The sequence below is a fragment of the Salinivibrio sp. KP-1 genome (assembly GCF_000968645.1).
Classification (GTDB): Bacteria; Pseudomonadota; Gammaproteobacteria; order Enterobacterales; family Vibrionaceae; genus Salinivibrio; species Salinivibrio siamensis.
The window spans coordinates 114869-128641 of sequence record NZ_LAQR01000003.1; the positions used below are offsets into that span (position 1 = coordinate 114869).

The following is a 13773-nucleotide window of genomic DNA, read 5'->3' on the forward strand; positions in this document are numbered from 1 at the left end:
GTCATGAAGCGTGCGCGATCGTTTCGCGATTATTTTGTCAGGCGGAAACGCTGCATAGTGCTTTGCAGTGATTGCGCCAATTGGCTCAATTCGCTACAGGCTTGCGCAGTTTGATCGGCGCCACCCGCCACTTCTTGTGCTGAATCATTGATGCGCTCGATATTGCGACTGAGCTCATCCGCCACTGAGTCTTGCTCACCACAGGCACTAGCGATCTGCATGCCCATATCAGCAATGTTCTCAACCGAGGTTTCAATCCCACGCACCAATTGCTGCGCCTGATCGCCCTGCTCCACACATTGCTCAATGCTTTCACAGCTTTGGGTGGTGGCGTTGCGCGCTTGGGTTGCAAACTGCTGCAGTTTCTCAATGATAGTGGTGATTTCACCGGTCGAATCTTGCGTCCGGCCCGCGAGGGTACGCACTTCATCGGCAACCACCGCAAAGCCACGGCCCGACTCTCCGGCACGTGCCGCTTCAATCGCTGCGTTCAAGGCCAACAAGTTGGTTTGCTCAGCGATATCACGAATCACATCCACCACCATGTTGATTTGTTTCGACTGCTGATCCAATTCATTCACAGTATCGCCGGTTTGACGCATGTCCTCGGCAACTTTACGAATCGAGGCCACCATACCGTCAATGTCTTGTGCGCCCATGCGCGACTGTTCACTCGCTTCATTGGCCGCGGTGGATGAGCTCTCGGTGTTCTGCGCTACATCCGCCACGGTGGCTTTCATTTGCGCCATCGCGGTCGCCACTTGCGACACTTCGTGTTGCTGATTTTGCATCCCCGTCGAGGTTTGGCTCGATACCGCACTCACTTCTTCGACCGCACTGCTCAATTGAGTGACCGCGGCAATCACTTCTTCAATCAAGCTACGCAAGCTATCTTGCATGGCGATACTGGAGTCGGCCAATTTACCCATTTCATCATTACCAATCTGGCTACGATCCAACTGGTAAGTCAGGTCGCCCTTGGCAATTGCAGACGATTGCTCCATCACCAAGCGTAGCGGATTGATAATCGCGCGGGTGAAGACCACCGCTACCACAATCATAAAGGCGATCACCGCAAGCAATACCCCGATAATGGTCATGCTCACCGTAGACACTTGATTCAGCATGGAGGTGCGGTTTGAGGTAATAAACCCTTGGGTCAGCTCAGACATTTCTTTAAGCGATTTATCCAACTGGCCAAAGGTGCCGAACGAGTTCGACAGGATTTTTTGCGCCGCGGTCAGTTGTCCTGCTTCGACTCTGTCCGGAAAGGCACTGAGCTCTTGATTGTATTGGTCCCAGTGATTTTGAATACGAGTAAAAATAGCACGCTCGTTGTCGTACCAAAGGCTTTCTTCATAGGCATCAAGCGCGCGGCTATAATCGCGCTTCATGACATCGATTTCACCCAAGATTTCACGTCGTTCTGCCGGATCACTAAAGGTGAGAACCGCATACTGATCTTGACGAATACGTATTATCTCTTCATTGAGTCGCTCGATCTCAAGCACTGCGGGGAGGGTATCGTCCGTAAAGTTCAGCATATTATCGCGCATGCCGCTGACTTGGGTATAGATATAAAACCCAAAGATCACCACAGCGATACCAATCAGGGAAAAAGCCGCCGTAAACTTTTTACCAATAGATAGATTTTTCAACATGGAAAAGCGAGTCCTCAACAAATTAGTGATTAGCGTGTTAATGCCTAGACATCCATGTTGAGGCGGGCTTGCGTGTCTGTCCTACACAGCGGCACGAATACTAGCACAAAAAATAACCAAAGTGTGATGAAAGACTCATTATTTTTGCAAAAAGTCTGTCATACAATGATGGCTGATTGTGTAAGCATTCTTGCCCTGAACAGCAACTTATCCCTTTTCCGCCCCAATGGTGTAGCGTATTCGGCTCTATTGACCGATTTATAAAAAGTAGATCAAAAATCATCCGGCAGCGACTTTAATCACACATCAAGTAGAAAAAAGACAGAACAAGGCCGAGATAAAGAGAGGTTGAGTACCGAAAGCACCCTGTTACCAGTGCTTTCGGTTGGATTCGTGGCGTCAAAAGACTAGCGTTGGCGAGCAAAACCGCCATCAGACAAACGGAAATAGAGTACCGATTGCCCTTTCTCGGTTTCGATTTGCAGAATATCTAACGCACCACTCTGTGTACGTTTAAAGCGGATCCACTGTCCTGGCTGGATGCGACTAATCGGCTTTCCCTCACCTTCAATATTGGCAATCGCATACAGATCGGTTAACGCTAGATCGTAGCGACGAAAGACTTTGGCCAGCGAGTCACCGGGCTCAATTTGATGGCTCACCCAAGGGCTATTTTCTTTTTTTTCAGCTTGTTGAGTCGCAGGCTCAGCAGTTGACGCCGCGACTGACGAATCATTTTGCGACGCTGACGATACATTCGCCCCTGTATTCAGGGCGACGGGTTGACGAGTTTGGGGCGAGGGGGCTTTGGGCGAGGGACTAGGAAGCACAGCCAACACCAATACAGTCGGGATAAGCACCATCAATAGGCGTCGGTGTAAAGCCGGTAGGCGTTGCCAACCCTGCTTTAGCCCCGTCAAACCATGTAGGCTTTTTAGGCTAGGACGGTTTTCCCATCCCGCTGTGAGTTTCTCTCGCCATCCAGCACGCAGTTTGTTCCAGTATGAACGCATTGCTGTTAACTTCATTGCCACTCCGCGCATGTTTTGTTGTTCTGTCCTCATCTTGGACGCCTTATTGGCACAAAAGTTTACCCACGAAACCATCACCTGTTATCCTTTCACACTTTATTGACGCAAAAAAGAGAGACGTTATGTCTGACGTACAACTGGAAACTGTCGAGCAGAAGGCGAGCTATGGCATCGGCCTACAAATGGGCCAACAGCTTGCCGGTAGCGGCCTAGAAGGCTTACATGTTGATGCCATTGCAAAAGGCATCAGCACCGCGCTGGCTGGCCAAATGCCAGAGATTGAAATTGACGACATCAATAACGCATTGCGTGAGCTTCACACAAAAGCGGAAGAAGTTCGTCAAGAGGCTGCAAAAGCACAAGCAGCAGAAGGCGATGCCTTCTTGGCAGACAATGCCAAGCGCGAAGGCGTCACCGTGACAGATTCAGGTTTGCAGTACGAAGTACTGGTACAAGGTGACGGTGAAATTCCAACCAGCGATAAGCAGGTGCGTGTTCACTACCATGGTCAATTGATTGACGGCAGTGTATTTGATAGCTCAGTCACACGTGGTGAGCCGGTTGAATTCCCGGTGACTGGCGTGATTAAAGGTTGGATTGAAGCCCTGCAAATGATGCCAGTTGGCTCTAAGTGGAAGTTGTATGTGCCACAAGATCTCGCCTATGGCGAGCGTGGTGCGGGCGCAGCCATTCCTCCGTTTGCTGCCCTTGTCTTTGAAGTTGAGCTACTCGACATCCTGTAATCGCTGATTGAATACAAGCGCCAAATCAGGAATGAAAAAAGCGATGCCGAGGCATCGCTTTTTGTCTTTTAATCCGGCGTTATTGCACGTATTCACGTGGGTTCACCGCTCCCCACCAGCTATAGATTTCGGGGAAAATCACATCCGCATTGGTCTCATACTCCACCGCACCAATGGTTTTATCCCCTTGCTGACCGAAGAGCACCACTTCGTCATTGGGCGCCACTTGATCAGCAATATCAGTAATATCAACCATAATGGTGTTCATAGAGGCAACCCCAACGACAGGCACCCGATGGCCCTGAATAAGCACATCGGCATCATTGCCCATTTTACGTGGGAAACCATCCGAATAGCCGACCGGTAGGTTAGCCAAGATAGAGTCACGCTCTAAAGTATAGGTGCTGTCATAACCGACCGTGCTACCAGCAGGCAAATGATGAACAGAGGCCACCTTGGTCTTAAAGCTCATGATGGGTGGGAACTCTCGGTTTGTGGGCTGATCACCATACAGCGCACCGCCAGGGCGAACCATGTCAAAATGCCCTTCTGGCACGTTCAAGGTGACAAACGAGTTCGCCGCATGCAGCAAAACCTCTTCACGCTTCAAACCAGCCTGTTCAATCAACCATTCGCTGTTTGCTTTAAATTGCCCTAGCTTGCTGCGGACATAGTCTTCTTGGTAGTTAGGGAAATGCGTCATGATACCGACCACGTCAAAACGCGCGTCAGTGGCAATATCCACAGCAACTTGCTTACCAGACTCCTCATTCATCTCGATGCCATTACGTCCCATACCACCGGCATTAAACGCCATATGAACGGGAATGGTCATATCGTGTTTGTCGGCAAGTTGGCGCATTTGCTCAGCTTGTTCCGCTGAACCAACCAGTTCTTGAATATTAAGCGCTAAGCCACTTTCCATCTCTTGCAAAGTCGCGGTGCGCACACGCATGATTTCTCCGGTAAAGCCGCCCTCGCGAATAGTACGCGCCTCTTCGTTGCTGGCAATGCCAATACAATCAATCCCGCTAGCAATCACAGTCGGCAGTAGCCCTGCAATGCCGTTACCGTAAGCGTCGGCTTTCATCACCGCACAGATCTTGGTGCCTTCACTGACTTGCTGCTGAACACGCTGAATATTGTCGCCAAAGGTGGAGGTGCTCACTTCTAGCCAGCCGTTGCCATGGCCCATATAACGGTTACCCGTATCTGGCGTTGACGGCGCAGGTGAGGAGTAATCGATAACGGCGGGCGCCCCGAGGGCGACAACACCGGCGACGGCAAGCGCCACTAAAGAGAATTTTTTGTTCATAAGCTTCACTGTTGGTCACATAAATGGAGCATCCGTGACGTGTTGAAATAAAAGCTTGGCGCTTCTATTTGTGCCTCCTGGCATTGCGCGCTGTTTATATCACAGAACACTTCACGGCTGACGAGTCACTCAATAAAAAAGATAGACAAGTTCCGCCCACTTGAACAAAAAAACGCCACCCCACGGTGGCGTTTGAGAGAAGCATGGTTCAGACAAGATTCAACCAGCTAGATGCCAGCCCCATCGTTGAGATCGTCTTCATGCAATCCACATTCGCGTTTTAAACCAAAAAAGCGCGTTTGTTCATCACGCATTCCTGGCTCCAAGCGCTGGGTAGTATGCACATCGCCCACCGACACATAGCCTTGGTCACGCAAGGGGTGATACGGCAAGTCGTGCTCGCGCAGATAGTCGTCCACCGCTTGATTCGACCAATCAATCACCGGCAAGAACTTAAACACCCCATGTTGAATACTAAGTATCGGCAAATTAGCGCGAGAGTCTGATTGCCCGCGGCGCAATCCCGAGAACCAGGTGCCAGCGTTGAGCTCTCGCAGCGCACGCTTCATCGGCTCAACTTTGTTGATTTGATTGTATTGGGTGATCCCTTCCACGCCTTGCTCCCAAAGTTGGCCATAGCGTGCCTCCTGCCAAGCGGGGCTGAGTTCGGCGCGATATACCCGTAAGTCTAAATCCAACCGTGTGGTTAAGGTATCAATAAACCGATAAGTTTCAGCGAACAAGTAACCCGTGTCGGTTAAAATCACCGGAATATCTGATTTTACTTGGCTGACCAAATGCAGCATCAATGCCGCTTGCACCCCAAAGCTAGATGAGAGGACAAATTGCCCCTCAAGGTGCTCTAACGCCCAAGCGACACGCTCAGGTGCCGAGAGTGCTTCCAAGCTGGCATTGACCTCCGCCAGCGCCAAGGCTTGCTGGCTTTTATTCATCGTGGCAATGTCAGCTAACGCTAACGTCGCGTTGGGTTGAATGGTTTCAGGCATAAAAATCCCTCTTAGATACATGCACAGGGGCAATCACCTCACCACGGATCAAGAAATCACCAAAGTGCTCGCCCGGCTCGCGTTCTGTCGCCCAGCGGCCAATCAGCTGATCCAACTCCTCGAGGATTTGGCGATCGGTGATATTCTCTTTATACATTTTTGGGATCCGGGTGCCTTCCCAATTTCCACCTAAGTGCAGGTTGTAACGCCCAGGCGCTTTACCTACCAAACCGACCTCAGCCAGCATCGCGCGACCACAGCCGTTCGGACAACCGGTTACACGCAGAACAATTGGATCATCTTGCACTTGATGCTTTTGCTGAATTTTCTCCACTTCCGTGACAAAGTCCGGCAAGAAGCGTTCGGCTTCTGCCATCGCCAGTGGACACGTTGGGAAGGCCACACACGCCATCGAGTTTGTACGCTGAACACTGTGTTCATCGTCAATTAACCGATAACGACGCGCTAACGCCTCAATCTCGTCTTTTTGCGCTTCTGGGATCCCAGCAATGATCAGATTTTGGTTGGCGGTCATGCGGAAATCGCCTTGGTGTACCTTGGCAATCTCTGCCATGCCGGTTTTGAGCGGCTTTTCTGGCGTATCACGCAAACGGCCATTTTCGATAAACAGGGCAAGGTGGTATTTACCGTCAATGCCTTTGGTCCAGCCTAAGCGATCGCCGCGTCCGGTAAAGGTATAAGGCCGGCTTGGTGCAAAGGTCACACCAGCACGCTTTTCCACTTCCGCTTTGAATACATCTGCGCCAACGCGATCAAGGGTATACTTAGTCTTCGCATTCTTACGGTTCGAACGGTTTCCCCAATCACGCTGGGTGGTGACCACGGCCTCAGCAATCTGCAACGTATGCTCTAGCGGAATAAAGCCAAAGTCATCGGCACGACGCGGATAGGTGTTGGTATCACCATGGGTCATCGCCAGCCCACCACCAACGAGGACGTTAAAGCCAACAAGCTGTCCTTGCTCGGCGATGGCGACAAAGTTGAGATCGTTGGCGTGCACATCCACGTCGTTTTGTGGCGGGATCACCACCGTGGTTTTGAACTTACGTGGCAGATAACGCTCACCCAAAATCGGCTCTTTGTCTTGGCTGCCTTCGACTTTTTCACCGTCGAGCCAAATCTCTGCGTAAGCGCGGGTTTTAGGCAGCAAGTGCTCGCTTATCCGCTTTGCCCAATCATAAGCTTGCTGATGGAGCTCTGACTCCACCGGGTTGGACGTACACAATACGTTGCGGTTCACATCCCCAGCGGTGGCAATCGAGTCAATGCCATATTCATTCAAGGTCTGGTGCATGAGCTTGATGTTAGGCTTAAGGACACCATGAAATTGAAAGGTTTGTCGGGTGGTCAGGCGAATACTGCCATAGAGCGAGCTTTCACGGGCAAACTTATCAATCGCCAGCCATTGCTGGGGCGTAATGATCCCGCCCGGCATCCGCGCACGCAACATCACATTGTGCAAAGGCTCCAGTTTTTGTTTTTGTCGCTCGGCACGGATATCGCGATCATCTTGCTGATACATACCATGGAAGCGGATCAGCTGGAAATTATCATCCGTGAATCCGCCAGTGATCGGATCATCCAAGTCTTGATCAATGGTGCCACGCAAGTAATCACTTTGCTCTTTCAAACGCTCGTTATCAGCTAGTGGGCCCAGTGTATCGCCCGCAAATTTCTGCTCACTCATTAATACACATCCCTTTGATAGCGCTTATCTTTGCGCAATTCATTAATAAAGGCTTCCGCTTGCTCACGGCTTTGCTGGCCCTGTGTTTGGGCTATCTCGATTAAGGCTTCATGAACATCTTTCGCCATTTGATTGGCATCACCACACACATAGATGTAAGCGCCGTTCGATAGCCATTGCCATACCGCCTCAGCACGCGCGAGTAACCGGTGCTGGACATAGACTTTCTCAGCCTGATCGCGGCTAAAGGCCACATCCATCCGCGTCAGCAGGCCAGATTTAAGGTATTGCTGCCATTCAACCTGATAAAGAAAATCGTCAGTAAAGGTGCGATCGCCAAAGAACAGCCAGTTATCACCCTTTGCCTCTCGTTGCTCTCGCTCTTGCAAGAAAGCACGAAATGGCGCAATGCCAGTACCGGGGCCAATCATAATAATGGGGGTGTCATCACTGGTTGGCAGTTTGAAGTTATCGTTGTGCTCAACAAACACCTTGACCGTCTCGGCCACTTCAGCGCGGTGGGCGAGAAAGCTCGAGGCGCCGCCTTGGCGTGATTCTCCGCTCTCATGCTGATAATCCACCAGCCCAACGGTGAGGTGTACTTCATCTTCCACTTCTGCTTGGCTAGAGGCGATCGAGTACAAACGTGGCGTGAGCCGACGCAATATCGATTGAAATTGCTCGACATTCAGGTTGATGTCCGCCAGTGCCAGCACATCAATCAGTTGAGTGCGATTAGCAAACTCGCGCAATGCGGCTTTGTCTTCCGTCAATGCGGTAAGTGTATCGCTCTCAGATAACGCTGCCAGCGCACTGACCTGCTGTGGGTTAGAGGCGGTGATCTCATAGTGGGCAATTAGCGCGTCTCGCAACGAGAGGTTATCACCGTCGATATCGACGGTTTCATCGCCACGCAGACCCACCTTGGCGACGATGCTGTCCACCAGTTCGGGATCATTTTGATACCACACCCCCAAAGCATCGCCTGGCTGATATTCAATGCCGGATTCATCCAGATCCAGCTCAACATGATAAACCGCTTTATCTGAGCCTCGTCCGGTAATACGCTGGCAGGTGAGTAGTTCAGCAGTATAAGGAGACTGTTTGGTATATTTTGCTTGCGCGGTGGCTTGATGAAGCGGCACTACCTGCGCATCGCCACTGGCCTTAAACTGTTGCTTCACCTCGGCTAAGGTTTGCTCTCGCCAAGCACTGGCCGTGGCTTCATAATCCACATCGCAATCAAGGCGGGCGACCATCGGCTTGGCGCCAAGCTTTTGCAAAAAGGCATCAAAGTCTTTCCCCGTCTGGCAGAAGTACTCATAACTCGAGTCTCCCAAGCTCAAGACGGCATAATGAAGATGATCCAGTTTGGGGGCTTTTTTCGATTGCAAAAATTCATGTAACTCAATGGCGTTATCGGGCGGCTCGCCTTCACCATTGGTGGAAGCAACAATCACAAGATGGGTTTCTTTGCCCAGTTGCTTGCCTTTGTAGTTATCTGCTGCAACCAATTTGGCCGGGATCCCAGCCGCTTCCGCTTCCTGATGCAGCGCCTCCGCCACGCCTTTAGCATTGCCGGTTTGTGACGCATACAAAATAGTTAGGGTATGGTTGGGAGCAGAACTGGCTTGTGGCATAGCATTGGGTGCCGCCGCTTCACCAGCAGGTGTTTGGCTTAACCCCCAAAAATAACCACTGATCCAGGCCAGTTGCTGCGGTGACAACTCCGCCACTGCTTGTTGCAACTGGCCTATCTGCTGATCATTGAGCGGGCTGGTTAACCCGGAGAGATCCTTGAGTAACATGGTGACGACATTCCTTGCTAACATTGCGTGAATGCTAGCGTACCCTCACCAATTAATAACAATAAAGAATAGATGTGAATGTTTTATAACTTTTTGTAAGGTAGGTGCGCAGCGGCGTGTCATTAAGCGGGGACATAACGTTAGTCAGCAATACGAACTTGCTGAAAACCAATCTCAAGCGCATTCAACGTCGCTTGGTCAATATCGGTAAAGCATTGCTCAATCCCTTCAGCATTGGTAAGCGCCATTAAACCACCACCGGTGTGGCGACACTCAACAACCCACCCCTCGCTATCTAACGAAGGCTCAACAACCGCCTCAATCAAAAGCTGCTGACGGTATAAAGCACGTAGCTGTTCGGCTGTCATGATGCTTTGCCCACTGAATTGGATCACTTATTGAGTTTAGTCTCAGATAAGCAAAGCTGCCATGCAGGAGGCTTGATGAGCAGAGGCGATGTTGTCACCGCCTCCGCATTGAGGTGGTCTCTATTAAAAGAAACCCAATGGATCAATGTCGTAGCTAACGAGTAAGTTCTTCGTTTGTTGATAGTGACCCAGCATCATTTTGTGTGTCTCTCGCCCGATCCCTGATTTTTTGTAGCCGCCAAAGGCGGCATGCGCCGGATAAAGGTGATAGCAGTTTGTCCAGACCCGCCCTGCTTCAATCGCACGTCCGACACGATAGGCGCGGTTCATATCACGGGTCCAAAGCCCTGCACCCAACCCGTACTCGGTGTGGTTAGCAATCGCTAAAGCTTCCGCCTCATCTTTAAAGGTGGTCACCCCAATCACCGGCCCAAAGATCTCTTCTTGGAAAACCCGCATATTATTATGGCCCTCCAGTAGGGTCGGCTGCACATAATAGCCGCCGCCCAAATCCTGGTGACTACCGCCAATTAATACCTTCGCGCCCTCTTCTTGCCCGACCTTCAAATAGCTCATGATCTTATCAAACTGTTCGTCTGATGCTTGCGCCCCGACCTAGGTCTCGGTGTCGAGCGGATTACCCTGTTTTATCGTGCCTGCGCGCTCAATCACGCGTGCGATAAAGTCGTCATAGATACTTTCCTGGATCAGCGCGCGCGACGGACAGGTGCACACTTCGCCTTGGTTGAAAAAGCCAAGCAACAGGCCTTCTACCGCTTTATTGATATATGCTTCTTCTTGCTGCATCACATCTTCAAAATAGATGTTGGGGGATTTTCCGCCCAGCTCAACGGTTGAAGGAATGAGGTTTTCTGCCGCGCAACGTAGAATGTGATGACCCACTGGCGTAGAGCCTGTGAACGCCAGTTTGGCAATCCGAGACGACGTCGCAAGCGCTTGGCCCGCCTCTGCGCCATAACCATTGACCACGTTAACCACACCAGCAGGCAGCAGATCGCCAATCAACTCCATCAATAGCAATATGGTCGTCGGGGTTTGCTCCGCCGGCTTGAGTACCACGCAGTTGCCCGCCGCCAAAGCCGGCGCAAGCTTCCATGACGCCATCAGTAAGGGGAAGTTCCACGGAATGATCTGCCCCACAACACCTAAAGGCTCGTAAATATGATACGCCACTGTACCCGCATCCAGCTCCGCCGCAGTACCTTCTTGGGCGCGAATACAACCGGCAAAGTAACGGAAATGATCGGCGCAGAGAGGAATATCCGCCGCCAAGGTTTCACGTACCGCTTTACCGTTTTCCCAGGTTTCCGCCACGGCGAGCATTTCGAGGTTCGCTTCAATCCGATCCGCTATTTTTAACAAAATATTGGCCCGATCAGTGACAGAGGTTTTGCCCCATGCGTTTTTGGCGCCATGAGCCGCATCCAGTGCCAGATCCACATCGTCGCTACTTGAGCGCGGCACTTCAGCAAGGGTTTCGCCAGTGCACGGTGACGTATTAGCAAAATACTGCCCTTTCACCGGCGGCACCCATTCACCACCGATAAAATTTTGATAACGCGACTTAAAGCTAACCACTGACCCATCTGTTCCTGGTTTTGCGTAGATCATACTCTTTCCTTATTCCGTGTTTGAGTAGATGGCGGAGCACGTACTGCTCTCTCCTTGCCGTTATTGCTCAAAAAGCGTGGCAGAGATTTTATTGGCTGGGTATTAGGCGAAAGTCGCAGTGAGACATGGGCAACAGAAGCGAATAGGCAGAATCTTCAGGTATAAAAAAACCGCGCATGTGCGCGGTTTTTTACTCGTTGCCTTGACGCTCAACCGATTAAAAGTCGAGCTCTGCACCGACAAAGAAGCCAGTCACATCAAGCTCTCCGTCATTATTGTCAAAGTAGTCGAAGTCATGGTCGATCATGCGATAACCGCCTCGCACGTTCAAATCAGCGGCCACTAAACCTAACTGATATTGCAAGCCCGCTTCGGCATCCAAGGTGCTGGTGCCATCAAACTCGCCTTTGCTCACGGTGGCAAATACAAATAAAGGCGTGCCGACTAGACCTACACGTGCATCGGCATAAATGTTCGGTTGCCACTCGTCAAAGCTTTGCCCTTGAAACTTGCCAGATTGGAAACGCTGCATATTAATGCCCGCATCGACCGACACGAGATCGTTATCGAGAAACTCGTAATAGGCAACAAAGTCGATTTGGTCAAAATCAACATCAGGGTTATCCACGCTCACCGAGGTTTGGCGGATTTTCGCATTGGGGATCAATGGTAACGGATGCTCAATCGCCGCGTAATAAGAGCCAGCAGTGCTCGCATCATCGGCTTCTACATTATTGACGTCAGCATCCATAAACCAGGCATCCGCCCCTACTTTACCGCCTGCCAAGGTATCAGCCTGAGCGGGCATGGCCAAAAACGCAGTGAGCGCTGCGGCGGCAAGCGTCATTGAAGTGGTTTTCATGAAACTCTCCACATTGTCGATTAAAAAAGGTCGTCACGCGGAGGCGGCAAAGCCATGCCTTGTCGCCGATTGCTTAGAATAATAGCAAGCTTTGTGCCGAGGTGAAGAGAAAAACCCGCAACGGCGTGTGTTTGCTGTGTCGACGCGCAAATTTTGTGCGCTTAACGGCGACGGAATCGTGCCCAGCGCTTTTCGTTGATAATCACTTCAGGCTCACCTTTGCGGCTGCGACGCTGGCGTTTAACAAGCCACACAACCAAGGCGATCACCAAAAGCCATGGTAGTAGCTTAAGCAGCGTACCTATCATCCCGGCTAACATCATCACGGCAAAGCCGGCCAGCATGGCCAACACCATGCCCATGATGCTTACGCCTGTCATAAACAATACAACAGCAAAGCCAATCAGAAAGAGTATTTCGATCATTGCGATCTCCTTGTCTTGATAGCGAGACAGACTTTGCAGGTTTCAGGCCAATTTGTCACTCTATATTTTCTCATTAATTCAATGGATTACAGCGTTGCCTTCAGGTCTCCATGAAGGTGCGGTTATATTTTCACCAATAATTGGTGCTTTTCACCGGTTCAGGCATCAAGCCATTGCTCAGGGATATGGCTCATTGCGGTGGTCAGTACCTCAACACCCGCACCCGGCTTGTGCGCATTCTCGCTGATATAGCGGCGCCATTGCCGCGCGCCTGGCATATTCTGGAACAGACCTAACATATGGCGGCTAATATGGTTGAGTTGCGCCCCTTGAGTGAGCTGCTGTTCAATGTATGGGAACATCGCCTCGACTGCTTGGCGACGTGTAATGCGAGGGGTTGTCTTGCCAAATAAACGCTGATCGACCTCGGCCAACATAAACGGGCTCTGATAGGCTTGGCGGCCAACCATCACGCCATCAAGATGCGCTAGGTGCTGTTCCACTTCCTCAAGGCTTTTCACCCCGCCATTGATGGCAAGTGTGAGGTGCGGAAAATCTTTTTTAAGTTGATAAACACGCGGGTAATCCAGCGGCGGGATCTCCCGATTTTCTTTGGGACTCAGCCCTTTTAGCCACGCCTTGCGTGCATGCACGGTGAACATATCACAACCACTCTTTTCACTGACGGTACCCACAAAGTCAGTCAAAAATTCGTAGCTGTCTTGCTCATCAATACCAATGCGGGTTTTCACCGTAATAGGCACATCGGTCACTTCGCGCATGGCAGCCACACACTGCGCCACCAGCTCAGGCTCAGCCATTAAGAGCGCCCCAAAACGCCCGTTTTGCACCCGATCCGACGGGCAACCAACGTTGAGGTTAATTTCATCATAACCACGCTCAGCCGCCAGCTTGGCGCATGTTGCCAAGTCCGCCGGATCCGATCCCCCCAGCTGCAACGCCACCGGATGCTCCTGTTCGTTGTAGGCAAGGTAATCGGCCTTACCATGAATGATCGCGCCTGTGGTGACCATCTCAGTAAACAGCAAAGTGTGTTCTGATAGTAAGCGATGAAAATACCGGCAGTGGCGATCGGTCCAATCCAACATCGGTGCCACGGAAAATCGTTGCATTGGATAATTTGGCTTGAGACCGCGTGAGGCCTGTGTTTTTACTGCATTTGTCATAAGTCTCAATTACTGCGAATTCGGTT

11 protein-coding genes and 1 pseudogene are annotated in these 13773 nt (G+C 51.0%); 1 reads left to right on the forward strand and 11 read right to left on the reverse strand.

Annotation, left to right across the window (positions count from 1 at the left end; genetic code table 11):
* Positions 1–29: 29 nt before the first annotated feature.
* Together WN56_RS06775 and WN56_RS06780 are read right to left on the reverse strand one after the other, a co-directional pair.
* A complete protein-coding gene (locus WN56_RS06775; protein WP_046074312.1) occupies positions 30–1661 on the reverse strand; it encodes a methyl-accepting chemotaxis protein in 1632 nt (543 codons plus the stop codon).
* Between the two features lie 407 nt (positions 1662–2068).
* Positions 2069–2689, reverse strand: coding sequence for a LysM-like peptidoglycan-binding domain-containing protein (locus tag WN56_RS06780; protein WP_197075743.1), 621 nt, complete (start codon positions 2687–2689; stop codon positions 2069–2071).
* A gap of 125 nt (positions 2690–2814) precedes the next feature.
* Here WN56_RS06780 and WN56_RS06785 point away from each other — a divergent pair, with 125 nt between their 5' ends.
* Entirely contained in the window at positions 2815–3435 is a 621-nt protein-coding gene (locus WN56_RS06785; protein WP_046074313.1) for an FKBP-type peptidyl-prolyl cis-trans isomerase, read from the forward strand.
* 79 nt (positions 3436–3514) lie between these two features.
* Here WN56_RS06785 and alr read toward each other — a convergent pair whose 3' ends face one another.
* The 9 genes and pseudogenes from alr to dusA all read right to left on the reverse strand — a co-directional run bounded on the left by alr (position 3515) and on the right by dusA (position 13747).
* The gene (gene alr / locus WN56_RS06790) at positions 3515–4750 is read right to left on the reverse strand and encodes an alanine racemase (protein ID WP_046074314.1); all 1236 of its coding nucleotides are present in this window, start codon (positions 4748–4750) and stop codon (positions 3515–3517) included.
* Positions 4751–4977: 227 nt separating this feature from the next.
* Positions 4978–5757 (reverse strand): phosphoadenylyl-sulfate reductase, encoded by a 780-nt coding sequence (locus tag WN56_RS06795; RefSeq protein ID WP_046074315.1) that lies wholly within the window; start codon positions 5755–5757, stop codon positions 4978–4980.
* Positions 5750–7465, reverse strand: coding sequence for an assimilatory sulfite reductase (NADPH) hemoprotein subunit (cysI, locus tag WN56_RS06800; RefSeq protein WP_046074316.1), 1716 nt, complete (start codon positions 7463–7465; stop codon positions 5750–5752). The genes WN56_RS06795 and cysI overlap by 8 nt, the downstream gene beginning before the upstream one ends.
* Positions 7465–9273: an assimilatory sulfite reductase (NADPH) flavoprotein subunit gene (locus WN56_RS06805; RefSeq protein WP_046074317.1), complete on the reverse strand. Its 1809-nt coding sequence runs from the start codon at positions 9271–9273 to the stop codon at positions 7465–7467. The genes cysI and WN56_RS06805 overlap by 1 nt, the downstream gene beginning before the upstream one ends.
* A 140-nt stretch (positions 9274–9413) precedes the next feature.
* On the reverse strand, positions 9414–9641 hold the full coding sequence (locus WN56_RS06810; RefSeq protein WP_046074318.1) for a hypothetical protein: 228 nt from the start codon (positions 9639–9641) through the stop codon (positions 9414–9416).
* A 123-nt stretch (positions 9642–9764) separates the two neighbouring features.
* Positions 9765–11273: pseudogene (locus WN56_RS06815) on the reverse strand (aldehyde dehydrogenase family protein).
* Positions 11274–11490: 217 nt separating this feature from the next.
* Positions 11491–12135 carry a TIGR04219 family outer membrane beta-barrel protein gene (locus WN56_RS06820; RefSeq protein ID WP_046074319.1) on the reverse strand — a complete coding sequence of 215 codons (645 nt, stop codon included), beginning with the start codon at positions 12133–12135 and terminating at the stop codon, positions 11491–11493.
* Positions 12136–12296: 161 nt separating this feature from the next.
* A complete protein-coding gene (gene pspG, locus WN56_RS06825) occupies positions 12297–12560 on the reverse strand; it encodes an envelope stress response protein PspG (RefSeq protein WP_046074320.1) in 264 nt (87 codons plus the stop codon).
* Between the two features lie 158 nt (positions 12561–12718).
* The gene (gene dusA / locus WN56_RS06830) at positions 12719–13747 is read right to left on the reverse strand and encodes a tRNA dihydrouridine(20/20a) synthase DusA (protein WP_046074321.1); all 1029 of its coding nucleotides are present in this window, start codon (positions 13745–13747) and stop codon (positions 12719–12721) included.
* Between the last annotated feature and the right edge of the window lie 26 nt (positions 13748–13773).

What these genes read in the sequence shown, in the direction of transcription:
- alr (WP_046074314.1), bottom strand. Translation starts at nt 4,750, where the DNA reads ATGAACAAAAAATTCTCTTTAGTGGCGCTTGCCGTCGCCGGTGTTGTC.
- WN56_RS06810 (WP_046074318.1), bottom strand. Translation starts at nt 9,641, where the DNA reads ATGACAGCCGAACAGCTACGTGCTTTATACCGTCAGCAGCTTTTGATT.
- WN56_RS06780 (WP_197075743.1), bottom strand. Translation starts at nt 2,689, where the DNA reads ATGAAGTTAACAGCAATGCGTTCATACTGGAACAAACTGCGTGCTGGA.
- cysI (WP_046074316.1), bottom strand. Translation starts at nt 7,465, where the DNA reads ATGAGTGAGCAGAAATTTGCGGGCGATACACTGGGCCCACTAGCTGAT.
- WN56_RS06820 (WP_046074319.1), bottom strand. Translation starts at nt 12,135, where the DNA reads ATGAAAACCACTTCAATGACGCTTGCCGCCGCAGCGCTCACTGCGTTT.
- WN56_RS06795 (WP_046074315.1), bottom strand. Translation starts at nt 5,757, where the DNA reads ATGCCTGAAACCATTCAACCCAACGCGACGTTAGCGTTAGCTGACATT.
- pspG (WP_046074320.1), bottom strand. Translation starts at nt 12,560, where the DNA reads ATGATCGAAATACTCTTTCTGATTGGCTTTGCTGTTGTATTGTTTATG.
- WN56_RS06775 (WP_046074312.1), bottom strand. Translation starts at nt 1,661, where the DNA reads ATGTTGAAAAATCTATCTATTGGTAAAAAGTTTACGGCGGCTTTTTCC.
- WN56_RS06805 (WP_046074317.1), bottom strand. Translation starts at nt 9,273, where the DNA reads ATGTTACTCAAGGATCTCTCCGGGTTAACCAGCCCGCTCAATGATCAG.
- dusA (WP_046074321.1), bottom strand. Translation starts at nt 13,747, where the DNA reads ATGACAAATGCAGTAAAAACACAGGCCTCACGCGGTCTCAAGCCAAAT.
- WN56_RS06785 (WP_046074313.1), top strand. Translation starts at nt 2,815, where the DNA reads ATGTCTGACGTACAACTGGAAACTGTCGAGCAGAAGGCGAGCTATGGC.